Origin of the sequence: Microbacterium aerolatum, assembly GCF_007988825.1 — a bacterium.
Lineage (GTDB): Bacteria > Actinomycetota > Actinomycetes > Actinomycetales > Microbacteriaceae > Microbacterium > Microbacterium aerolatum.
The window spans coordinates 92,664-114,996 of sequence record NZ_BJUW01000004.1; the positions used below are offsets into that span (position 1 = coordinate 92,664).

The 22,333-nt window shown below is 68.3% G+C and carries 18 protein-coding genes and 1 tRNA gene; 5 read left to right on the forward strand and 14 right to left on the reverse strand.

The window, feature by feature from the left end; translation table 11 throughout:
- Nucleotides 1-26: 26 nt before the first annotated feature.
- From MAE01_RS05875 to MAE01_RS05885, 3 genes are read left to right on the forward strand one after another with little or no spacing between them, the layout of a single operon-like run.
- Nucleotides 27-677: a class I SAM-dependent methyltransferase gene (locus tag MAE01_RS05875; RefSeq protein ID WP_229718217.1), complete on the forward strand. Its 651-nt coding sequence runs from the start codon at nt 27-29 to the stop codon at nt 675-677.
- A gap of 28 nt (nt 678-705) precedes the next feature.
- On the forward strand, nt 706-1,260 hold the full coding sequence (locus MAE01_RS05880; protein WP_147038635.1) for a GNAT family N-acetyltransferase: 555 nt from the start codon (nt 706-708) through the stop codon (nt 1,258-1,260).
- Nucleotides 1,261-1,269: 9 nt separating this feature from the next.
- Nucleotides 1,270-2,610, forward strand: coding sequence for an MFS transporter (locus tag MAE01_RS05885; RefSeq protein ID WP_147038636.1), 1,341 nt, complete (start codon nt 1,270-1,272; stop codon nt 2,608-2,610).
- Nucleotides 2,611-2,617: 7 nt separating this feature from the next.
- Here MAE01_RS05885 and MAE01_RS05890 read toward each other — a convergent pair whose 3' ends face one another.
- The 9 genes from MAE01_RS05890 to polA all read right to left on the reverse strand — a co-directional run bounded on the left by MAE01_RS05890 (nt 2,618) and on the right by polA (nt 12,708).
- Nucleotides 2,618-2,881 carry a DUF6458 family protein gene (locus MAE01_RS05890; protein ID WP_147038637.1) on the reverse strand — a complete coding sequence of 88 codons (264 nt, stop codon included), beginning with the start codon at nt 2,879-2,881 and terminating at the stop codon, nt 2,618-2,620.
- Nucleotides 2,882-3,007: 126 nt separating this feature from the next.
- On the reverse strand, nt 3,008-3,817 hold the full coding sequence (locus MAE01_RS05895) for an arginase family protein (RefSeq protein WP_147038638.1): 810 nt from the start codon (nt 3,815-3,817) through the stop codon (nt 3,008-3,010).
- Nucleotides 3,818-3,831: 14 nt separating this feature from the next.
- Nucleotides 3,832-4,578, reverse strand: a complete 747-nt coding sequence (locus MAE01_RS05900) for a formylglycine-generating enzyme family protein (RefSeq protein ID WP_147038639.1) — start codon at nt 4,576-4,578, stop codon at nt 3,832-3,834.
- On the reverse strand, nt 4,575-5,201 hold the full coding sequence (gene yczE, locus MAE01_RS05905) for a membrane protein YczE (protein ID WP_229718192.1): 627 nt from the start codon (nt 5,199-5,201) through the stop codon (nt 4,575-4,577). The genes MAE01_RS05900 and yczE overlap by 4 nt, the downstream gene beginning before the upstream one ends.
- A complete protein-coding gene (locus MAE01_RS05910) occupies nt 5,198-5,941 on the reverse strand; it encodes an SGNH/GDSL hydrolase family protein (protein WP_147038809.1) in 744 nt (247 codons plus the stop codon). Before MAE01_RS05910 ends, yczE begins: the two co-directional genes overlap by 4 nt.
- A 44-nt stretch (nt 5,942-5,985) precedes the next feature.
- The gene (locus MAE01_RS05915; RefSeq protein WP_147038640.1) at nt 5,986-7,335 is read right to left on the reverse strand and encodes an MFS transporter; all 1,350 of its coding nucleotides are present in this window, start codon (nt 7,333-7,335) and stop codon (nt 5,986-5,988) included.
- On the reverse strand, nt 7,332-8,357 hold the full coding sequence (locus MAE01_RS05920; RefSeq protein ID WP_147038641.1) for an LLM class flavin-dependent oxidoreductase: 1,026 nt from the start codon (nt 8,355-8,357) through the stop codon (nt 7,332-7,334). Before MAE01_RS05920 ends, MAE01_RS05915 begins: the two co-directional genes overlap by 4 nt.
- A 4-nt stretch (nt 8,358-8,361) precedes the next feature.
- Complete coding sequence (locus MAE01_RS05925; protein WP_147038642.1) at nt 8,362-10,038, reverse strand: DUF885 domain-containing protein; 1,677 nt, start codon at nt 10,036-10,038, stop codon at nt 8,362-8,364.
- A 36-nt stretch (nt 10,039-10,074) separates the two neighbouring features.
- Complete coding sequence (gene polA / locus MAE01_RS05930) at nt 10,075-12,708, reverse strand: DNA polymerase I (RefSeq protein ID WP_186806138.1); 2,634 nt, start codon at nt 12,706-12,708, stop codon at nt 10,075-10,077.
- A 60-nt stretch (nt 12,709-12,768) separates the two neighbouring features.
- Between polA and MAE01_RS05935 the strand changes: the two genes are divergently transcribed.
- On the forward strand, nt 12,769-13,176 hold the full coding sequence (locus MAE01_RS05935) for a hotdog fold thioesterase (RefSeq protein WP_147038811.1): 408 nt from the start codon (nt 12,769-12,771) through the stop codon (nt 13,174-13,176).
- A gap of 10 nt (nt 13,177-13,186) precedes the next feature.
- Here MAE01_RS05935 and MAE01_RS05940 read toward each other — a convergent pair whose 3' ends face one another.
- The gene (locus tag MAE01_RS05940) at nt 13,187-13,807 is read right to left on the reverse strand and encodes an ANTAR domain-containing response regulator (protein ID WP_147038643.1); all 621 of its coding nucleotides are present in this window, start codon (nt 13,805-13,807) and stop codon (nt 13,187-13,189) included.
- A gap of 102 nt (nt 13,808-13,909) precedes the next feature.
- Here MAE01_RS05940 and MAE01_RS05945 point away from each other — a divergent pair.
- Nucleotides 13,910-13,992, forward strand: a tRNA-Leu gene (locus MAE01_RS05945).
- 24 nt (nt 13,993-14,016) lie between these two features.
- Here the strand turns inward: MAE01_RS05945 and MAE01_RS05950 are convergent.
- The 4 genes from MAE01_RS05950 to gltB are packed head-to-tail and all read right to left on the reverse strand — an operon-like array spanning nt 14,017 to nt 22,272.
- Nucleotides 14,017-14,679 carry a lipase family alpha/beta hydrolase gene (locus MAE01_RS05950; protein ID WP_229718191.1) on the reverse strand — a complete coding sequence of 221 codons (663 nt, stop codon included), beginning with the start codon at nt 14,677-14,679 and terminating at the stop codon, nt 14,017-14,019.
- Between the two features lie 56 nt (nt 14,680-14,735).
- A complete protein-coding gene (gene pyk, locus MAE01_RS05955; protein ID WP_147038645.1) occupies nt 14,736-16,184 on the reverse strand; it encodes a pyruvate kinase in 1,449 nt (482 codons plus the stop codon).
- Between the two features lie 57 nt (nt 16,185-16,241).
- The gene (locus MAE01_RS05960; RefSeq protein ID WP_147038646.1) at nt 16,242-17,708 is read right to left on the reverse strand and encodes a glutamate synthase subunit beta; all 1,467 of its coding nucleotides are present in this window, start codon (nt 17,706-17,708) and stop codon (nt 16,242-16,244) included.
- Nucleotides 17,701-22,272, reverse strand: coding sequence for a glutamate synthase large subunit (gltB, locus tag MAE01_RS05965; protein ID WP_147038647.1), 4,572 nt, complete (start codon nt 22,270-22,272; stop codon nt 17,701-17,703). Before gltB ends, MAE01_RS05960 begins: the two co-directional genes overlap by 8 nt.
- Nucleotides 22,273-22,333 lie beyond the last annotated feature (61 nt).

The following is a 22,333-nucleotide window of genomic DNA, read 5'->3' on the forward strand; positions in this document are numbered from 1 at the left end:
CTGCGCAGCTGGACTACTCTTTGGCGATGGGAGTTCTCGAATCGCTCGCACGATTCAACGCAGCGCATCCCTGGTCCCATAACGAGGCGTACACCGCACTCGTGCTCAGGCATGCCAGGACCGTTCGTCGCCTCGGGGGCTCCGCTGCCGTCGACGTGGGTTGCGGCACCGGCAACCTCTTGGCGCCTCTGTCTTCTGTATTCCCTCAGGTGATCGGCATCGAGCCCGACGACAGCACCGCTTTGATCGCATCGCGACGGTTCGAAGCCTCCAACACCGTCAGGGTCGATCACCGAGCGTTCGGCGGTGAGGCGGCGCACGGATACGACTTCATCGTGTTCGTCGCGTCACTGCACCATATGCCGCTCAGAGCAACGCTTCAGGAAGCCATGTTCGCACTGCGTCCAGGCGGTCGGATCGTCATCATCGGGCTCTCTCGTGAGACAGCGGATGATCGATTGCATTCTTCGATCTCACTCCTACTCAATCCGGTGATCGGGTTTGTCCGAAACCCTCGTCGTACTGCGGCCGCGCCTCTGCACATGAGCGCACCCACAGCCAGCGCATCCGAGTCGTTCGACGAGATTCGCAAGATCGCGGCCGAAGTGCTGCCCGGCATCCGAATGCGTCGACGCCTCTTCTGGCGCTACAGCGCCGTGTGGACCGCACCGGTTTGATGGACCTTCGCATCGGTAGGATCACAGCGTGGAAGAGACCATTCGCATCTGGGCCGGCGATGCGGCCGAACTCGCCGCGGCCGCCGATCTCTACGCGACGGTGTTCGCCGAGCTGCCGTACGACGAGAACCCGCAGCAGAGCCGCACGACGTTCCTCGACCGGGTGCACCGCTACCGCAGCGCGCCCGACTTCCGACTGGTGCTGGCCTGGCACGATGACGAGGTCGTCGGGCTTGCACTTGGAAACGGAATCGCCGCCGGAGACTGGTGGCGCGATCGCATCGTCCCCCAGCTGCCGAAGACGACCGCCGCCGAGTGGCTCGGCGACGAGTGCTTCAGTGTCATCGAACTGGCGACCGCGCCGGCGCGCAGACGCGGGGGCGTCGGCGCGAAGATCTTGGCCGTACTGCTCGACGGACTCCCCTACTCAACCGCCGTCCTGAGCGCCTATTCCGACGCGGAACCGGCACGACGGTTCTACCGCGCGAACGGCTGGACCGAGGTCGCCACAGGCCTGCGCATCGGCGAATCGCCGGAGCTCTGCGTCTACGGCCTGCGCTTGGACGACGCCGACGCGGACTAGCCTGGAGGGGTGCCAGATGTCACCCGCTCCCCCGTCGCAACACCCGGGTGGAGAGCCTGGCTGATCTGGTCCGTCGGCGTCGCCGCGTACGTCCTTGCCATCGCGAACCGTACCTCCCTCGGCGCGGTCGGCGTGGATGCCGCGGAACGCTTCCAGGCGGATGCCGCGACCCTCTCGCTGTTCGCCGTCGTACAACTCGCGGTCTACGGCGGCATGCAGATCCCCATCGGAGTCTTCCTCGACCGATACGGCGCACGCCCGATCATCACCCTGGGCATGATCCTGATGGCCGCAGGGCAGCTGACCATGGCCCTCTCCCCCAGTATCGGCATCGCGATCATCGCCCGCGTGCTCCTCGGCGCCGGCGATGCCATGGTCTTCCCTGCCGTGCTTCGTCTGGTCGCCACCTGGTTCCCCGCACAGCGCGGCCCGCTCATGGTTCAGCTCACCGGCGTCCTCGGGCAGTCCGGCCAGCTCGTCGCGCTCATCCCGGTCGCCGCTCTCCTGCACGCCACAACCTGGACCATAACCTTCGGCAGCATCGCCGGCCTGGGCGCCCTGTTCGCCGTCCTCGTCTTCGCCGTCATCCGCAACCGCCCGCCGGAGGTCGACGCCGACGTGACGGTCAACACCGACACCGGAGTCGTGCGCGTTGTCACCTCCGCGATCGACACCGGCGTCGGCATCCGCGCCGCCTGGGCGCACCCCGGCACCCGCCTCGCCTTCTGGTCGCACTTCGCGACTCCCTTCGCGGGAACTGCGTTCGTGCTGCTGTGGGGCATGCCCTTCCTCACCGCAGGTGAGGGACTCTCCCCCGCCCAGGCAGCGACGCTCATCTCGGTATATGTCGCTGTCGGCATGATTCTGGGGCCGATTCTCGGCGAGCTCTCCCGTCGTATTCCGAACCGGCGATCCTTGGCGCTGGTGCTGCCGACTGTCGCCGTGCAGATGTTCGCCTGGCTGGCCGTGATCCTCTATCCCGGCCCCGCTCCCCTATGGCTTCTCTATGTGCTCGCGATCGCACTGGCCTCCGGCGGACCGGCATCCATGATCGCCTTCGACCATGCACGCACGCACAACCCCGCGCACCGCCTCAGCACCGCCACAGGACTCACCAATGCCGGCGGCTTCATCGCCGCCCTCAGCGCGGTGTTCCTCATCGGTCTGGCCCTCGATCTGCAGGGTGCCGGCACGCCGGACACCTATTCGCTTGAGGCGTTCCGGCTCGCGTTCCTGACGCAGGTACCGCTGTGGCTGCTCGGCACGCTCTTCATCGTGATCGAGCGCAAGCGGACGCGGATCCGCATGGGACTGGACCCGGAGCGCACACGGCGCTCGCGGGTCCAGTGACCGCGGGTCAGAGACCGGCGGCGTCGTCGGGCGAGCTCGTCGAGCGGCGCGTCGTCTGCGATCCCGAACTCGGGTCGACGGAGGTCTGTGTCACCGAGTTCGTCTGACGACGGCGTGCGACCAGGACCAGTCCGATGATGAACACGACGGCTCCGGCGCCCATCAGGATGTAGCCGATGAGGTCCAGATTCGCCCACTCCACCTCGACGTTGATGGCGAACGCGAGGATCGCCCCGATCACGAACAACACGATTCCAGTGCCGATGCTCATGGTCTTCCCTTCCGGTGCCGCGGGTCGGCACGCGTTTCAGAGCCGAAGCCCTGTGAAACCCGATGATGGCAAGGAACCGGTTCCGGCCACAATGGGTTGACACGGCGGGGTATCGCCCGGTCGGGTTCAGCGGAGCAGTGCCTGGAACGTCTCCAGAATCAGCTCCACGCTCACGTTCGCGGGCACGTCGGTGTCGCCGTACTCGAACTCGGCTAGCTCGACGCCGCGAACCTGATCGCGCAGCGCAGCGAAGATGTCGGAGATCTGGTGCGGACGCAGGCCGCCTTCCACCCGATATGCGGCAGGGATGTAGCCGGGCTCGAGCACGTCCCAGTCGACGTGGATCCACACTTCGCGTCCGGCGACCAGTTCGGCGACGCGCTCCGGGGTGCTCTCGGCCGGAGCCAGCACGTGCGCGCCCGCGCGTGACAGCAGTTCCGCTTCGGCCGGATCGATGTCGCGCCCGCCGACGACGATGACCTGCTCAGGGTTCAGCCCGGAACCGTGCCCGCTCTCCCAGAGCCCGCATGCGGCGGCCAGCACCATGCCGCCCAAGTATCCCGACTCGGTCGTCTCCGGGGTGTTGAAATCTCCATGAGCGTCGATCCAGAGCACGACGGCTTCCGGGTGCCGCTTCGCCACGGTCGGGAGGGTGCCGAGGCTGGCAGCGCACGTGTTCGTCACGAGCAGCGGGGTGTCCCCGGCATCCAGGACATCGCGCAGGGCGGAGCGCAGCGCCTCAAGCGTCTCGCGTGCGGCAGGGAGAGCTTCGCTCCAGTCGTCGACGACGCTCGGCGACGGCGCACCCACGACGACCGGTGTCCGGCCCAGGTACTCGCCCAGCGAGGTGCCTGCAGCGTGCGCACCGCGCAGTGCGCCATCGGTGCGATCGGCCACCCGCCCCTGGGAGATGACGATTCCGTACTGCTGTGCCATGGTGTCTCCTTGGTTCATCGGCCGCGCGGCGTCCAGCCGGACGGTGAGGGGCCATCGTCCATGGCCCGTTCGGCGTCGACGGCTGCCGACCAGCCCTGCGCGGCATCCACAGCGTCGAATCCGCCCCGCGCGAGGCGCATCCCGACGTCTTCGTGGTGCATCCGCGGAGCGCCGCCGCGTCGTACCGACGCCCGCACGTTCCACGCGTCATCCGCGTACCCACCGCCGCGGAACACGCGGTACTCGTCGTACCGTGCGGGGTCCAGCAGGTCCCAGCACCACTCCCAGACGTTGCCGAGCGTGTCGAACAGCCCGTACAGGTTCGGATGCTTTCCGCCCACGTTCTGCGGTGAACTCACGCCGTCCGCCGACGTCCACGCGATCTCCGGGAGAGGCCCGTAGTGCGGTGCGGTCGAGCCGGCGCGGCACGCGAATTCCCACTCGGCCTCGCTGGGAAGCCGGTAGCCGTCGCTGTCGACGTGCCAGGTCACGACCTCGCCGTCGAACGAGTAGGCGGGGTCGAGCCCCTCCCACTCGGATGCCGCGTTGCAGAACCGGACGGCGCGCAGCCAGCTCAGATCGGATGCCGGCCTGCGGGGATGACGTGCGGGAACGCCCAGGATCTCGGCGAACTGCTCCTGCGTGACCGCATAGACGCCGATCTCGAACTCCTCGAGCCGGACCGTTCGCCGCGTCTTGCGCCGCGCGTCGTGAAGGGTCACGGATCCGGCTGGGATTTGCGTCATCTCGATGTCGGTCATGCGGCAGCGGACTTCGCCGGCGCCGGGACACGGATGGCGAAGATCCGCATGAAGTACTGGCACAGCGGCCCGACCAGCAGCGCGAAGGCGAGCGTTCCGATGCCGACGTTGCCGCCCAGCGACCAGCCGACCGCCACCACGACGATCTCGATTCCGGTACGCACGATCCAGATCGGCCACCCGGTTCGCTTGTGCAGTCCCGTCATCAGGCCATCCCGCGGCCCCGGGCCGAAGTGTGCGCCGATGTAGAGGCCTGTGGCCGCGGCGAGGACGAGCAGTCCGATCACGAAGAAACCGATCCGGAGCCAGAGAGGCTGTCCGACGGGGATGAGGAGCAGGCCCACGTCGGCGGACGGCCCGACCAGCAGCGCGTTCAGGAGCGTGCCGACGCCGTACCGCTGCCGGAGCGGCAGCCAGAGCAGCAGCACCACGACGCTGGTGAGGATCGTGATGACGCCGAACGAGAGCGGCACATGCCGCGAGATGCCCTGCGACAGCACATCCCAGGGCGCGGCGCCGATCTCTCCGCGCACCATGAACGCGATCCCGAGGCCGTACAGGAAGAGCCCGACCAGCAGCTGCGTGATCCGGCGCGGGAGCCGCCGGCCGCGCAGGCGGCTCACTGCGGGACCCGTTCGACCCAGGTGGGATGCTTGGCGGCACGCCCGTCGCCGGACGACGTGCGCGTGATCCGGCGCTTGACCCACGGGCCGACATGCTGCCGGTAGTAGGCCAGTCCCGACGGACCCGCGATGCGCTCGGCAGGCGACCACCACTCGGCCGGCGGCTCGTACCCGAGCGCGTGCAGCACCCGAGCCGCGACCCGGTGATGACCGTTCGCATTCATGTGCAGACGGTCGTCGGACCAGTAGGCGCCGGAGGAGAGCTCACGGTCCGGCCAATTGAGCGCGCGGATCACGTCGTCCCTGCCTGCGACACGCCGCAGCACGGCGGCGGAGAGCTCGTCGCCGCGGCGCTGGATGAGCGAGCCCATCGGCAGCTGCCCTGCCGGGTTCGCTCCGGAGAGCAGGATCAGCGTGACGCCCTGCTCGTCACAGCGGCGGAGCACGCGCGAGAAGGTGTCGGCGATGTGCTCGACATCCGTGCGCGGACGGAGCATGTCGTTGCCACCACCGTTGAAGGACAGGTGCGTCGGCCCGAGGGCGAGCGCCGGCTCGAGCTGCTCCTCCACGATGGGCCAGGCGAGCTTGCCCCGAACGGCGAAGTTCGCGTACTGGATAGGATGCCCGGCGGCATCCGCCCAGCCCTGAGCGGCGATGTCGGCCCACCCGCGCACGCGGCCATCGGGCAGCTCATCACCGACGCCCTCGCTGAAGGAATCCCCGATCGCCACGAACCTCACTGCAGTCACCGACCCAGCCTATTCCCGTCCGAGCGTGACCGGCGTCACCGGTCGTCGAGCGCCTGTCCGCGGCGATCGACCAGCCCCCAGGCCGCTACGGCGCCGACGACGAAGAACGCCGCGAACACGACGAACAGCAGTGGCGCTCCCCCGATCCCGAGCAGCACCGGGACGAGCAGCGGCGCGATGATCGAGGCGATCCGGCCGACACCGGCAGCCCAGCCGGAGCCCGTGCCCCGCAGCGACGTCGGATAGATCTCCGGCGTCACGGCGTAGAGGGCGCCCCAGGCGCCGAGGTTGAAGAACGACAGTGCCATGCCCGAGCCGATGATCGCGGCATCCCCGCTGGCGGTTCCGAACAGCACTGCCGAGACCGCAGAGCCGACCAGGAAGACCGACAGCGTCACCCGCCTGCCCCAGACCTCGATCAGCCAGGCGGCGACGGCGTAGCCGGGCAGCTGCGCCAGCGTGATCACGAGCGTGAAGCCGAAGGATCGTACGAGGTCGTAGCCGGCATCCACGAGGATGCTGGGGATCCAGATGAAGGCCCCGTAGTAGGCGAAGTTCACGCAGAACCACACCACCCAGATGCACAGCGTCCGTACGCGGAACTCCGCCGACCACAGCGCGCGCAGGCGGGCGGCGCCCGAGTCTGCGATCGTCCGCGCCGGTCTCTCGGCGGGGCCGGTCGGGTTCGCCACCACACCGGCGTCCGCTTCGAACTTCTCCACGATGCGCTCGGCCGCGGCGATCCGACCGCGCGAGGCGAGCCAGCGCGGCGACTCCGGCAGCCCCCAGCGCACGATGAGCGCATAGACCGCCGGAACGGCACCGAGTGCGAACGCCCAGCGCCAGCCGTCGGCGGATGCCGGGATGACGAAGTAGCCGATCAGGGCGGCGGCCGTCCAGCCGACGGCCCAGAACGCCTCGAGGATGACGATCAGCCGCCCGCGAATCCGCGCAGGTGCGAACTCGCTCACGTAGGTGGAGGCCACCGGGAGCTCCGCACCGAGGCCCAGGCCGACGAAGAATCGCAGCACGAGCAGGATCGCCACTCCCCCGGCCAGCGCGCTCGCACCGGTCGCCACGCCGTAGACGAGCAGCGTGAGCGCGAACACCTGCCTGCGCCCGAACCTGTCGGCGAGGAGGCCGCCGAGGCTCGCGCCGAGTGCCATCCCGATGAAGCCGACCGAGGCGATCCAGCCGCTCTCGGCCTTGCTGATGTCCCACTGCTGAGCGAGGGCCGCGAGGATGAACGAGATCAGGCCGACGTCCATCGCATCGAGTGCCCAGCCGACGCCGGATCCGGTGAGCAGCCGCGCATGCCGGCGAGTGAAAGGGAGGTCGTCCAGGCGACTTGCCAGCGTCGCTCTGCTGGGCACGGCCTCGCTCATGCGAGCAGCTCGCGCACGCGCGGTATCACTTCTGTGCCGTACAGTTCGATGCTGCGCATCATCTGGTCATGGCCGAGCGTGCCGGTGGCGTACTTGAGGTCGAATCGGCCGATCCCGAGCGTGCGCACGGTGTCGGCGATCTTCTCGGCGACACGATCCGGGGAGCCCGAGTAGATGGCGCCGGCCGCTCCGACGTCGTTCTGGAAGCGCGCACGGCTGTACGGCGGCCAACCGCGTTCGGCGCCGATCGTGTTGTTCATCGACTCGAAGCCGGGGTACGCGGCATCCCAGGCTTCCTCGTCCGTTGCCGCGATGTGCCCGGGCGAGTGGACGGCGATCGGATGCTCCGGCGCGCCGAATGCTGAGGTCGACCGGTGGTACAGGTCGACGAGTGGCTTGAAGCGCGCGGCGGGTCCGCCGATGATCGCGAGCATCAGTCCCAGGCCGTGCCGCGCGACGCGCACGACGGATTCCGGGCTTCCGCCGACGCCCACCCAGGTGCGCAGCCCGTTCGCCGTCTTCGGGAACACGTTCGCGTTCTCCAGAGCAGCCCGCATCGTTCCCGACCAGGTCACCGGCTGCTCCTTCAGCAGTTCGACGAACAGCTCCAGTTTCTCTTCGAACAGCGCTTCGTAGCCGCGCAGGTCGAAGCCGAACAGCGGGAACGACTCGATGAAGGAACCTCGTCCCAGTACGACCTCTGCGCGGCCGGAGGACACCGCGTCCAGTGTGGCAAAGCGCTCGAAGACGCGCACCGGATCGTCCGAGGAGAGCACCGTCACGGCGGTGCCCAACCGGATGCGCTCGGTGCGCGAGGCGATCGCGGCCAGCACCATCTCGGGTGCAGAGACGGCGAACTCGGCTCGGTGGTGCTCTCCGACGCCGAAGAAGTCGACCCCGACGCTGTCGGCGAGCTCCGCCTGGGCGACGACGTTCCGGATGGTCTCCGCGGCGGTCAGCAGCTCGCCGTTGTGATCGCGGGTGATGTCTCCGAACGTGTCGAGACCGAACTCGATGTCCATGCGGCTACTTCTTCAACAGGGCGGTGCGGAGGGTGTCGAGGCCGACCCCGCCGAGGTCCAGTGCCCGCTTGTGGAAGCTCTTGATTTCGAAGGCGTCGCCCTGCTGAGCCTGGTACGCGTCGCGCACCTGCTCCCAGATGCGCTGACCGACCTTGTAGGACGGCGCCTGGCCCGGCCAGCCGAGATAGCGGTTCACCTCGAACTGCACGAACTCGTCCGACATGTTGACGTTCTGACGCATGAAGTCGAGTGCGTAGTCGGCATCCCAGGTGCCGGAGCCATCCAGGCGGTCCTTGCCGAGGTGCACGCCGATGTCGAGCACGACGCGAGCGGCGCGCATGCGCTGGCCGTCGAGCATGCCCAGACGGTCGGCGGGGTCGTCGAGGTAGCCGAGCTGCTGCATGAGCCGCTCGGCGTAGAGCGCCCACCCTTCGGCGTGCCCGGAGGTGCCGGCGAGCAGTCGCCGCCAGGAGTTGAGCTCGGCACGGTTGTAGACCGCCTGCGCGATCTGCAGGTGATGGCCGGGAACGCCCTCGTGATACACGGTGGTCAGCTCGCGCCATGTGTCGAACTCGGTGACGCCCTCGGGCACCGACCACCACATGCGGCCGGGGCGCGAGAAGTCGTCCGTCGGGCCGGTGTAGTAGATCCCACCCTCCTGCGTCGGCGCGATCATGCACTCGATGGTGCGGATCTGCTCTGGGATGTCGAAGTGGGTGGCAGCGAGTTCGGCGACCGCGCGGTCGCTGGTCTCCTGCATCCACTTCTGCAGCGCGTCGGTGCCGTGGAGCTTGCGCGCGGCATCCTGTTCGAGGTGCGCGACGGCCTCTTCGACGGTCGCGCCGGGAACGATCTCGTTCGCGATGGCGGTCTGCTCGGCGACCATGCGGGCGAGCTCTTCGCGTCCCCACTCGTAGGTCTCGTCGAGGTCGATCTTCGCGCCGAGGAATCGGCGGGAGTGCAGCGCGTACAGGTCGCGTCCGACGGCGTCCGTGTCGGATGCCGCCGGCGCCAGCGTGCCCGTGAGGAAATCGCGCAGCTGATCGTAGGCGACCCGCGCGGCGGAGGCGCTGTCGGCCAGGTCGCGGGCGAGAGATGCCGGCAGACCGCCCTCGGCGGGCGCGGCGTTCGCGACGAACGAGGCGAAGAACCCGTCGTCCGCGCTGTATCGGACGATCTGGGCGGCGACCTCGACGACCTGCCGGCGAGCGGGCACGACACCGTTCTCGATCCCCTGCTGCAGGGTCTCCGCGTAACCGCGGAGGGCGGCGGGCACCGCGGCGAGGCGCTTCGCGATGACCTCCCAGTCATCTGCGGTCGCGGTCGGCATGAGGTCGTACACCTGACGGATGTCCTGAGCGGCCGAGGCGATGACGTTGAGGTCGCGCAGGTGCCACTGGGCGTCGTCGAACTCGAGCTCGAGGTCGAGCTCGCTGAGCAGATCGGTCTTGGTGACCTCGTCGATCGGATCCGCGGGTGTGAGCGCTGCGAGGTTGTCGCGAGTGCTGCGCACCGCGGAGATGTAACGGTCGTGCCCCTCTGGGCTGAGGTCGCCGTAGCGGTCGTTCCCCTCATCCCGGCCGATGTATGTGCCGAGCGTCGGGTCGAGGTCTGCCAGGGTGTCGACCCACTCTTCGGCGACCTTGTCGATCGCTGTGGGGGTGCGGGAGGTTTCCGTCATGAGCTTCAGCGTACTGCGGCCCGCACCCCGCGCGCTCTAGTGCGCGGCCTCGTTCCAGTCGCGCCCGCGGCCGACCTGCACGTCCAGCGGCACCGACAGATCGGCGGCGCCGGCCATCTGTGTCTTCACGATCTGCTCGGCCGCGTCCCACTCCCCCGGAGCGACCTCGACGACGAGTTCGTCGTGGATCTGCAGCAGCACTCGCGAGCGCATGCCCGCGTCGTTCAGATCGGCATGGATGCGGAACAGCGCGATCTTCATCACGTCTGCCGCGCTGCCCTGGATCGGGGCGTTCAGCGCCGCGCGCTCGGCGTTCTCCCGGAGCACCCGGTTGGGGCTGGACAGGTCGGGGAACGGGCGTCGGCGGCCGAAGATCGTCTCGGTGTAGCCGACCTCCTTCGCCTTCACGACCGAGGCACGCAGGTAGTCGCGCACCGCGCCGAACCGCGCGAAGTACTCCAGCATGAGCTGCTTGGCCTCGGACTGCTCGATGCGCAGTTGCTTCGAGAGCCCGAATGCACTCAGGCCGTAGACGAGGCCGTAAGACATCGCCTTCACCTTGGTGCGCATGGCAGAGGTGACGTCGGCGGGTTCGACGCCGAATACGCGCGCCCCGACGAAGCGGTGCAGGTCTTCTCCGCTGTTGAACGCTTCGATCAGTCCCTCATCGCCGGACAGGTGCGCCATGATGCGCATCTCGATCTGGGAGTAGTCGGCCGTCAGCAGCGTCTCGTACCCCTCGCCGACCTCGAACGCGCTGCGGATGCGACGCGACTCCTCAGTGCGGACCGGGATGTTCTGCAGGTTCGGGTCCGTGCTGGACAGACGCCCGGTCTGGCTGCCGGTCTGCACGTAGGTGGTGTGGATGCGGTGGTCGTCCTTGATGGCGGTGTCGAGGGACTCGATGATCTGACGCAGCTTCGTCGCCTCGCGGTGCTGCAGAAGCAAGTCGAGGAAGGGATGCGGGTGGCTCTCCTGCAGGTCGGCGAGCACCGCGGCATCCGTCGAGTAGCCGGTCTTGGTCTTGCGGGTCTTCGGCAGCTGCAGATCGTCGAAGAGGACTTCCTGAAGCTGCTTGGGAGATCCGAGGTTGAACTCGCGTCCGACCAGGGCGAAGGCCTCGGTGGCCAGCCCGTCGGTGCGTGCGCCGAGCTCGCCGGAGAACGTCGACAGGACGTCGTGCGACACGGCGACGCCTGCGATCTCCATGTCGGCGAGCACCAGGAGCGTCGGCAGCTCGATGTCGGTGAGGACGGTCGCAACCGACTCCGGCAGGTCCTCGCGGATCGCCGCCGCCGCGCGGAGCGTGAACCACGCCTCCTGCGAAGGGGTCGCGCCGTCGGTCTCGGGGACGAGCTGAGACGGGTCGGCGACGGGCAGCTTCTCGCCGAGGTAGCGGTCGACGAGGTGCGAGAGAGTCTTGTCGGGCAGGCTGGGGCGCAGCAGCCAGCCGGCGAGCAGTGTGTCGTACGAGAGGCCGCCGATGCGGATACCGGCCCGCAGGAGTGCCTTCACCTGGGCCTTGGCGTCGTTGAGCACCTTCGCCGCGTTCGACTCCAGCCAGGGGCGCAGTGCGTCGGCGACGTCGTCGGACCAGTCGGTCTCATGCAGCTCGGTGAGACTGGCGATGCCTATGCGGGTCACCGCGCCTCCGCTCAGGACGAGCGTCACTCCGAGCTCATCGGTCTGCGTCTCGAGCCAGGCGACGATCTCGGCGGCCGTGCTCTGAAGCGGCGACGGCAGGTCGACGGCTGGTTCGGATTCCGCCGACTCCTCCCCTGCGCCCATCGCGTCGAACACCCGCGGCAGCAGGGTGCGGAACTCCAGCCGGGCGAAGATATCGCGGATCGCCTGGACGTCGGCGGGGGCGACGATGAGATCGGCCGGCGCGACCGGCAGCTCGACGTCGGTGAGCAGGCGGTTGAGCTTGCGGTTGCGGCGCACGGCATCCATATGGTCGCGGAGGTTGCCGCCCACGACGCCCTTGATCTCCTCGGCGCGTGCCAGCAGCTCGTCGAGCGAGCCGAACTGGGTGAGCCACTTGACCGCGGTTTTCTCCCCCACCTTCGGCACGCCGGGCAGGTTGTCGCTGGTCTCGCCCACGAGCGCCGCGATGTCGGGGTACTGCTCCGGGCGCACGCCGTAACGCTCCTGCACCGTGGTCGGGTCGTAGCGCTTGAGCTGCGAGACGCCCTGGACGGACGGGTACAGCAGCGTGACCTCGTCGTTCACCAGCTGGATCGTGTCGCGGTCGCCGGAGACGACCAGCACGTCATACCCCTGCTCGGACCCCTGCTTGGCGAGGGTCGCGAGGATGTCGTCGGCCTCGATGCCCTCCTTGGTGAGCACCGGGATCGACATGGCCGCGAGACAGTCCTGCAGCAGCGGGATCTGGCCGCGGAACTCCTGCGGGGTCTCGGACCGCGTCGCCTTGTACTCGGGGTACTCGTCGGTGCGGAACGAGTGCCGGGAGGTGTCGAAGGCGATCGCCATGTGCGTCGGCTTCTCGGCTTTGATCAGGTTCACGAGCATCGACAGGAAGCCGTAGATCGCGTTGGTGTGCTGGTTGTCCTTGGTCGTGAAGTTCTCGACCGGAAGAGCGAAGAACGCCCGATATGCGAGCGAGTGGCCGTCGACGACCATGAGGGTAGGCTTTGCGGAGTCCGTCACTCTGACAGCCTAACGACGACGGCAGACACCCGCTGAGGAGGACCCGTGACCGATACCCGGATGACCGGACTGGAGTGGGCCATGCAGCGCGGAATGGGCGCTCTGGCCGAGAAGATGGGCATCGAGTTCACCGAGTTCTCGGTCGAGCGCAGCGTCGCGACCATGCCCGTCGAGGGGAACACTCAGCCGGTGGGCCTGCTGCACGGCGGCGCATACGTCGTGCTGGGCGAGTCGCTCGGGTCGATGTCGGCGAACCTCGCCGCAGGTCCCGGAAAGCTCGCCGTCGGTGTCGACATCAACGCGACCCACACCCGCTCGGCGACATCGGGGATCGTGACGGGCGTGTGCACGCCGATCCACCTGGGCCGCAGCGTCATGGTGCACGAGATCGTCGTGTCCGACGATCAGGGGCTCCGGTGCTCGACGATCCGCATCACGAACATGATCAAGGCGATGCCTCAGGATTGAGGCCGCCCGGTCAGGCCTTCTTCGGCGCGAGCTGCTCGATGATCGCCTTGGCGACGTCCTGCATCGTGAGGCGGCGGTCCATAGACGCCTTCTGGATCCAGCGGAACGCCTCGGGCTCGGACAGGCCCATCTTCTCGTTGAGCAGGCCCTTGGCGCGGTCGACGAGCTTGCGGGTCTCGAAGCGCTCGACCATGTCGGCGACCTCGGCCTCGAGCGTGATGATCTGCTCGTGGCGGGCGAGTGCGATCTCGATCGCGGGCAGCAGGTCGTTCGGCGTGAAGGGCTTGACGACGTACGCCAGGGCGCCGGCCTCGCTGGCGCGCTCGACGAGCTCCTTCTGGCTGAATGCGGTGAGGAGGACGACAGGGGCGATGTTCGCCTTGTGCAGACGCTCTGCAGCGCTGATGCCGTCGAGCTGAGGCATCTTGACGTCCATGATGACCAGGTCGGGGCGCAGCTCGGTGGCCAAGGCCACCGCCGTCTCGCCGTCACCGGCTTCGCCGACGACATCGAAGCCGTTGTCGCGGAGGATCTCGACGATGTCGAGTCGGATCAGCGATTCGTCTTCGGCGACGACGACGCGTCGCGGGGCGGATGCCGTGGGCTGCTCAGACTGTTCTTGCTCGGTCACATGACCATTCTAGGGGACGGCCGCTGCGCGCCCGCCGCATCCGCCCAGGTGTGGACGGGAGGGCAGTGCACCCTGCGCTAAAGTCGAAGACGCGACATGCGAGCCGGCGTGGCGGAATGGTAGACGCGGAGCACTCAAAATGCTTTGTCCGAAAGGACGTGTGGGTTCGAGTCCCACCGCCGGCACAGAACCTCGATTCCCTGGCTGTCTCAGCCGTCGGTAGTGACGAGCGCCGAGAACTCCGCGAGAACCTGCGGGTGCGCGAGGATTCGGAAGTGTCCGCCGGTGGCAAGGCGCACGTTGCGCGCCCCCACGAGCTCGCTGCCCTCCGGGATGTGCGGATCGAACTCGCCGAACACCGAGACGACGCAGCCGTTGACGCTCTGGTGCCGTGCGATCTCGAGGATCGAAGGATGGACGGGTGAGAAGGCGCGCAGCGTCTGCCCCGGCATCATGCGTGCGTAACGCGAACCGCTGAACGGCGTCGCGACCGCCAGCATGCCCGCGACTCGCTCGGTTTCCGGTCCCACCATCACGAGTTTGCCGGCCAGGCCACCTTTGCTGTGGGCGACCAGCACGACGTCGCGCAGGTCGGCGGCGGCCAGGAACGCGGTCACCTCGGCTGCCGCATCCGCAACGGGGCGGCGATTGTGCCTGAGCGTCTCGACCACGTGCACGGGATGCCCGCGCCCGTGGATCTGCTCGATGAGCGGCTGGAGGAACTTCCACGTCTCGTAGACGCCCGGCAGGACCACCACCGGTACACGGTCACCCGTGGCGAACGATTGCGGGTCGGTCCGATTGAAGCACGCCCTGAGCTGCCAGCGTGCGGCGTACGCGTAGTCCAGCAGCCACCACAGCGCGCGTCGCACTGCACGTACGACGGAGGGGCGAAGCCGCAGCCCCGCCCCTCCGTGAGCGTTTCCGATCAGGCGCCCGCCTTGTAGATCGGCGCTGCTCCGTTCACGGCATCCCCGACCTTGTGGACGCGGATGTCATTGGTGGAGCCGACGATTCCGGGAGGCGATCCGGAGATCACGACGACCTTGTCTCCCTCGACCGCGAGGCCGTTCTTCAGCAGGTAGTCGTCCACCTGCAGGAACATCAGGTCGGTGTGTTGCACCGGGTCGACCAGCGTCGAGCGGATGCCCCAGGTGAGCGCCATGCGGCGGCGGATGTTGGGCTCCGGGGTGAACGCCAGCATCGGGATGCGCGAGCGAAGTCGCGACAGGCGGCGCGCCGAGTCTCCGGACTGCGTGAACACGCACAGGAACTTGGCCTCGACGAACTCGGCCACCTCGAGGGCTGCGAGGGTGATCGCTCCGCCCTGCGTGCGCGGCGTGGTGGTCAGCGGTGCGATCCGCTCAAGGCCGTGCTCCTCGGTGGACTCGACGATGCGCGCCATCGTCTCGACGACGACGATCGGGTACTCCCCCACGCTGGTCTCGCCGGAGAGCATCACTGCGTCGGCACCGTCGAGGACGGCGTTGGCGACGTCGGAGGTTTCTGCGCGGGTCGGCACGGGGCTGGAGATCATCGACTCGAGCATCTGCGTCGCGACGATCACCGGCTTGGCGTTGCGGCGGGCGAGCTCGACGGCGCGCTTCTGCACGATCGGCACGGCTTCCAGCGGCAGCTCGACGCCCAGGTCGCCGCGGGCGACCATGATGCCGTCGAACGCGTCCACGATCTCCTCGAGCGCGTCCACGGCCTGCGGCTTCTCGATCTTGGCGATGACGGGCACCTTGACGCCCTCTTCGGCCATGATCTCGTGCACTCGCTCGACGTCGGCGGCGTTGCGCACGAACGACAGGGCGATGAGGTCGGCACCGGTGCGCAGACCCCAGCGGAGGTCGGCTTCGTCCTTCTCGCTCAGAGCGGGGACGTTCACGGCGACGCCGGGCAGGTTGATGCCCTTGTTGTTCGAGACGGCGCCGGCCACGATCACCTTGGTCGTGACGACGGTTCCGTCGGTCTCGACGACCTCGACGCGGACCTTGCCGTCGTCGATGAGCAGGAAGTCGCCGGGGTTGACGTCCTGCGGCAGACCCTTGAAGGTCGTGCCGCAGATCTCACGGTTGCCGATGATGTCTTCCGTGGTGATCTTGAAGATGTCGCCCTCGGCGAGATCGTACGGACCCGCCTCGAACTTGCCGAGCCGGATCTTCGGCCCCTGCAGGTCGACGAGCACGGCGACAGCGCGGCCGGCGTCGTCCGCGGCGCGGCGCACGTTGGCGTAGTTGGCGTCGTGGACGGAGTAATCACCGTGGCTGAGGTTCAGCCGAGCGACATCCACCCCCGCTTCGATGATGGCTCGGACGTTCTCATAACTCGACGTGGCCGGGCCCAGCGTGGCGACTATTTTCGCGCGTCTCAACAGATACTCCAGGGTACGAGGTGGGGGAATTAAATCGGCGACGGTGCCTTCGCCAGCCTACGCGGGCTGCAGGCCGATTGCGACATCCGTGGGCGCCACCGGCGCGGGCAGCACAGTGGTGCCCATCAGGTGGCGGTCGACGGCTGCGGCCGCCGCACGACCCTCGGCGATCGCCCACACGATGAGCGACTGGCCGCGTCCGGCGTCGCCGGCGACGAAGACGCCGGGAACGGTCGTCTCGTATGCGTCGTCGCGGCGGAACGCGCCTCGGTCGGCGATCTCTGGGCGCACGTCGTCGGTGAAGCTCTCGGTCTCGGGACCGGTGAAGCCCATCGCGATCAGCACGAGGTCGGCAGGGATCTCGCGCTCGGTGCCGATCTTGGGAACACGGCGCCCGTCGACGAACTCCGTTTCGGCGACCCGCAGGGCGCGCACCTCGCCTGCCGCGTTCGCAAGGAACTCGACCGTGGACGCCAGGTAGTGGCGCTCACCGCCCTCCTCGTGAGCGGACTGCACCTCGAAGACCGTCGGCATCATCGGCCAGGGCTGGTGCTCGGGACGCTGGTCGCCGGGCTGCCTGCCGATCGCGAGGTTGGTCACGCTCAGCGCGCCCTGACGGTGCGCGGTGCCGATGCAGTCGGCGCCGGTGTCGCCACCGCCGATGACGATGACGTGCTTGCCCTCCGCGGTGATCTGGTTCGGGACGGCATCCCCGGCGACGGCCTTGTTGGACTCGACGAGGTACTCCATCGCGAAGTGCACGCCGTCGTGTTCGCGGCCGGGGATCGCCAGCTCGCGCGGCACCGTGGAACCGGTGGCGAGGACGACGGCGTCGTACCGCGCCCGCAGGTCGGCCCAGCTGATGTCCTTGCCGATCTCCACGCCGGCGCGGAACCTCGTGCCCTCCTCCTGCATCTGACGCAGGCGGGCCTCGAGCTGGTTCTTCTCCATCTTGAAGTCCGGGATGCCGTAGCGCAGCAGTCCACCGATGCGATCATCGCGCTCGAAGACGGCGACGGTGTGCCCGGCACGGGTGAGCTGCTGGGCTGCTGCCAGCCCGGCAGGGCCGGAGCCGACGACGGCGACGGTCTTGCCGGTCAGACGCTCCGGCGGCTGCGGTTCGACCCAGCCCCGTGCGAAGGCCTCGTCGATGATCGACACCTCGACCTGCTTGATGGTCACAGCGGGCTGGTTGATACCCAGCACGCACGCGCTCTCGCACGGCGCGGGGCACAGCCGACCGGTGAACTCGGGGAAGTTGTTCGTCGCGTGCAGGCGCTCGATGGCCGAGCGGTCCTCGCCGCGCCAGGTGAGGTCGTTCCACTCCGGGATCAGGTTCCCGAGCGGGCAGCCCTGGTGGCAGAACGGCACGCCGCAGTCCATGCAGCGCCCCGCCTGGCGGCGCAGCACGTTCTTGTCGCCGGGCTCATAGACCTCTTTCCAGTCCATGATCCGCACCGGCACCGGCCGGCGAGCGGGGAGCTCGCGCTCCGTCACCTTCAGAAAGCCCTTGGGGTCAGCCACCGGTCACCTCCAGGATGCGGTTCCAGACGGCGTCGCCGTCGGGGTCGATGCCGGAGGCCTCAGCCTCCTGGCGCATGGTCTGCACTGCCGCGAAGTCGCGCGGCAGTACCTTCACGAACTCGGTCGCCACGGACTCGAACTCCGCCAGCATCCGTGTCGCGAGCGGCGAATCGGTGCGCTCGACGTGCTCGACGAGCAGGCTGCGCAGTACCTCGAGATCGGCCCGATCGAGGGCCTCCAGGCGCAGCTCTCCGCTGTCGCGCGACTGCTGGTTCACGCTGTCGGGCGACAGCGCGTGGACGTAGGCGATGCCGCCGGACATGCCGGCGCCGAGGTTGCGTCCGGTGGTGCCGAGGATCACGGCGAGGCCACCGGTCATGTACTCGAGTGCGTGGTCTCCCACGCCCTCGACGACCGCGGTCGCACCGGAGTTGCGCACCAGGAACCGCTCGCCGACGACGCCGGAGATGAACATCGAGCCGGACGTCGCGCCGTAGCCGATCACATTGCCGGCGATGACGTTCTCGTGGGGAGCGATGCTCGCACCACGGGGCGGGCGGACGACCACGTCGCCGCCGGAGAGCCCCTTGCCGACGTAGTCGTTCGCGTCGCCTTCGAGCCGCAGCATGATGCCGGCCGGGAGGAACGCGCCGAGCGACTGACCGGCGGTGCCGTGCAGGATCACGTCGATCGTCTCCCGCGCGAGCCCCTCCGCGCCGAAGCGAGCGGTGACCTCGTGGCCGAGCATGGTGCCGACGGCGCGCTCGGTGTTGTGGATCGGCAGTTCGATGACGACCGGTTCGCGGTCCTGCAGAGCATCCTGCGCCATCTCGATGAGTTGCACGTCGAAGTGCTCGTCGAGCTCGTGGTCCTGTGCGCGGGCGTGCCGGCGCGGCTCGGATGCCGGGAACACCGGTCCCTCGAGGATGGGCGTCAGGTCGAGCCCGTCGGCCTTCCAGTGCTCGATCGCCTCATTCGCCTCGATGAGGTCGGCGCGGCCGATGATCTCATCCAGCGAGCGGAAGCCGAGCTCGGCGAGCAGCTCGCGCACCTCTTCGGCGATGAACTCCATGAAGTTGACGACGAACTCCGGCTTGCCGGTGAAGCGTTCGCGCAGTGCAGGGTTCTGCGTGGCGACGCCGACCGGACAGGTGTCCAGGTGGCACACGCGCATCATGATGCAGCCGCTGACGACCAGCGGCGCCGTGGCGAATCCGAACTCCTCCGCGCCGAGCAGCGCGCCGATGATGACGTCGCGGCCGGTCTTGAGCTGTCCGTCGACCTGGACGACCACGCGGTCGCGCATGCCGTTGAGCATGAGCGTCTGCTGGGTCTCGGCGAGTCCCAGCTCCCACGGCGTGCCGGCGTGCTTGAGCGAGTTCATCGGGCTCGCGCCCGTGCCACCGTCGTGCCCGGAGACCAGGATGACGTCGCTGAGCGCCTTCGCCACACCCGCCGAGACCGCGCCGATGCCGGACTGGCTGACCAGCTTGGTGTGGATGCGGGCGTTCGGGTTCGCACGCTTCAGGTCGAAGATGAGCTGCTTGAGGTCTTCGATCGAGTAGATGTCGTGGTGCGGCGGCGGGGAGATGAGCCCGACGCCCGCGGTCGCGTGACGTGTGCGCGCCACCCACGGGTACACCTTGGTCGGCGGCAGCTGACCGCCCTCGCCGGGCTTGGCGCCCTGGGCGAGCTTGATCTGGATGTCGTCGGACTCGGTCAGATACAGGCTCGTGACTCCGAACCGGCCGGAGGCGACCTGCTTGATGGCGCTCCGGCGCTCCGGGTCGAGGAGGCGGTCGACGTCTTCGCCGCCCTCCCCCGTGTTCGACTTGCCGCCGATGCGGTTCATCGCGATCGCGAGCGTCTCGTGCGCCTCGCGCGAGATGGAGCCGTAGCTCATAGCGCCGGTCGAGAAGCGCTTGACGATCGCGCTGACCGGCTCGACCTCGTCGATCGGCACCGGTGGCCGGGTGCCGGTGCGCAGACCGAACAGTCCGCGCAGCGTCTTCAACTCGGCGGCCTGATCGTCGACGAGCTTGGTGTACTCGCGGAAGATGTCGTAGCGTCGCGTGCGGGTGGAGTGCTGCAGCCGGAACACCGTGTCCGGGTTGAACAGGTGCGGAGACCCGTCGCGCCGCCACTGGTACTCGCCGCCGGTCCACAGCCGCTCGTGGGCGCGCGCCGCGGCATCCTCGGGGTAGGCGTAATCGTGACGCGCCTGGTTCTCGGCGAAGACGTCTTCGATCCCGATGCCGCCGAGCTTCGTCTCGGTACCGGTGAAGTACCCGTCGACGAACTCCTGGCTGAGGCCGATCGCCTCGAACACCTGCGCACCCGCGTAGGACGACACGGTCGAGATGCCCATCTTCGACATGATCTTCAGCACGCCCTTGCCGAGCGCGTAGATCAGATTGCGGACCGCCTTCTCCGGCGAGACACCGGTGATGAATCCGGTGCGCACCAGGTGCTCCACCGTCTCCATCGCGAGGTACGGGTTGACCGCCGATGCGCCGTAGCCGATCAGAGTGGCGACGTGGTGCACTTCGCGCACGTCCCCTGCTTCGACCAGGAGACCGACCTTCATGCGGTTCTGACGTCGGATGAGGTGGTGGTGGATCGCCGAGACCATCAGAAGCGACGGGATCGGGACGAGGTCCTTGTTCGAGTCGCGGTCGGACAGGATGAGGAACTCGGCACCGTTCTCGATCGCGGCATCCGCCTCCGCGCACATCTCGGCGAGGCGCTCCTGCATCGTGTGGGAGCCGGCGTCGAAGTGGTAAAGGCCGCTGATCGTGACGGCGGAGCGCCCGGGCAGCGCCTTGTCGATGTGCCGGATCTTGGCGAGCTCGTCGTTGTCGATCACGGGGAAGTCGACGGCCACGGTGCGGGTGTGCTCCGGGCCCCAGCTGAGCAGGTTGCGTTCGGGGCCGAGGGAGGATCGCAGGCTCGTGACGACCTCTTCGCGGATGGAGTCCAGCGGCGGGTTCGTGACCTGCGCGAATTGCTGCGTGAAGTAGTCGAACAGCAGGCGCGGGCGCTCGCTGAGCACGGCGATCGGGGTGTCCGATCCCATCGCGCCGAGCGGTTCGGCACCGGTCTGCCCCATCGGGGTCAGCAGCAGCCGCACCTCTTCCTCGGTGTATCCGAAGGTGCGCTGGCGGCGGGTGATGGATGCCGGCGGGTGCACGATGTGCTCGCGCTCGGGGAGATCGGCGAGACGCACGGCGCCTTCGTCGAGCCACTCCTGCCACGGGTGCAGCGTCGCCAGCTCGTGCTTGATCTCCTCGTCCTCGACGATCCGGCGCGCGGCCGTGTCGACGAGGAACATCTTGCCCGGCTGCAGGCGGCCGCGGCGCTTGATGCGATCCGGCTCGAACTCCAGCACACCGGTCTCCGAACCGATGACCACCAGGCCGTCGGTGGTCTCGGTCCACCGTCCGGGCCGCAGCCCGTTGCGATCTAGGGTCGCGCCGACGTGGGTGCCGTCGGTGAAGATGAGGGCGGCCGGGCCGTCCCACGGCTCCATCTGGTTCGAGTGGTACTCGTAGAACGAGCGCAGTTCCGGCGAGATGTCAGTCTGCTTCTCGTACGCCTCGGGGACCATCATCATGATCGCGTGCGGGAGGCTGCGGCCGGTGAGCGTCAGCAGCTCGAGCACCTCGTCGAAGGACGCCGAGTCGCTCGCGCCCGGCGTGCAGATCGGCAGCAGCGGACGGATGTCGCCGAGCAGCTCGGACTCCAGCTGCGACTGCCGGGCGCGCATCCAGTTGCGGTTGCCGCCGACGGTGTTGATCTCGCCGTTGTGCGCCAGCATCCGCAGCGGCTGCGCCAGCGGCCAGGACGGGAAGGTGTTGGTCGAGTAGCGGGAGTGCACGACCGCGAGCTCGGAGGCGAAGCGCTCGTCCTGGAGGTCGGGGTAGAACGGCTCGAGCTGGAGCGTGGTGACCATGCCCTTGTAGCCGAGGGTGCGGCTGGACAGAGAGACGAAGTAGGCGCCGATCTCGTGGCCGGCGCGCTTGCGCAGTCGGTAGGCCACGCGGTCGAGAGCGATGCCGGACAGGCGTCCGTCTGCCCCTGCCGGGGATGCCACGAACAGCTGTTCGAACGCGGGGCGCGCCTCATCGGCGAGCTTGCCGAGGTTCTCGTTCGCGGTGGGGACGACGCGCCAGCCGAGGACCTCCAGGCCCTCGTCGCGGGCGATCTTCTCGACCCCGGCCTTCTGGGTGCGGCGCTCAGTGGCCTGCAGCGGGAGGAAGGCGAGCCCGGCGGCGTATTCGCCGGCATCGGGCAGTTCGAAGTCCGTGACTTCACGCAGGAATGCGTCGGGCATCTGGGTGAGGATGCCCGCCCCGTCACCGGTGCCGGCGTCGGAGCCGATCGCACCGCGGTGCTCGAGGTTGCGCAGCGCTTGAAGCGCCAGCGCGATGATGTCGTGTCCTGCAGTTCCTCGCAGGGTGGCGACCATGGCCAGGCCGCAGGCATCCTTTTCGAATGCCGGGTTGTACAGACCCTGCTTCGGGGGGTAGGCGCCGGAGGCACCGTAAGGAGGCTGGAAGTACATCTAATACCGCCCTCAGGTATTCAGGTGACACCGGGGACGTCGTCGGCCCACTCGTTCAGTG

What these genes read in the sequence shown, in the direction of transcription:
- MAE01_RS05875 (WP_229718217.1), top strand. Translation starts at nt 27, where the DNA reads ATGGGAGTTCTCGAATCGCTCGCACGATTCAACGCAGCGCATCCCTGG.
- MAE01_RS05890 (WP_147038637.1), bottom strand. Translation starts at nt 2,881, where the DNA reads ATGAGCATCGGCACTGGAATCGTGTTGTTCGTGATCGGGGCGATCCTC.
- MAE01_RS05895 (WP_147038638.1), bottom strand. Translation starts at nt 3,817, where the DNA reads ATGGCACAGCAGTACGGAATCGTCATCTCCCAGGGGCGGGTGGCCGAT.
- MAE01_RS05900 (WP_147038639.1), bottom strand. Translation starts at nt 4,578, where the DNA reads ATGACCGACATCGAGATGACGCAAATCCCAGCCGGATCCGTGACCCTT.
- MAE01_RS05915 (WP_147038640.1), bottom strand. Translation starts at nt 7,335, where the DNA reads ATGAGCGAGGCCGTGCCCAGCAGAGCGACGCTGGCAAGTCGCCTGGAC.
- MAE01_RS05920 (WP_147038641.1), bottom strand. Translation starts at nt 8,357, where the DNA reads ATGGACATCGAGTTCGGTCTCGACACGTTCGGAGACATCACCCGCGAT.
- MAE01_RS05925 (WP_147038642.1), bottom strand. Translation starts at nt 10,038, where the DNA reads ATGACGGAAACCTCCCGCACCCCCACAGCGATCGACAAGGTCGCCGAA.
- MAE01_RS05935 (WP_147038811.1), top strand. Translation starts at nt 12,769, where the DNA reads ATGACCGGACTGGAGTGGGCCATGCAGCGCGGAATGGGCGCTCTGGCC.
- gltB (WP_147038647.1), bottom strand. Translation starts at nt 22,272, where the DNA reads ATGTACTTCCAGCCTCCTTACGGTGCCTCCGGCGCCTACCCCCCGAAG.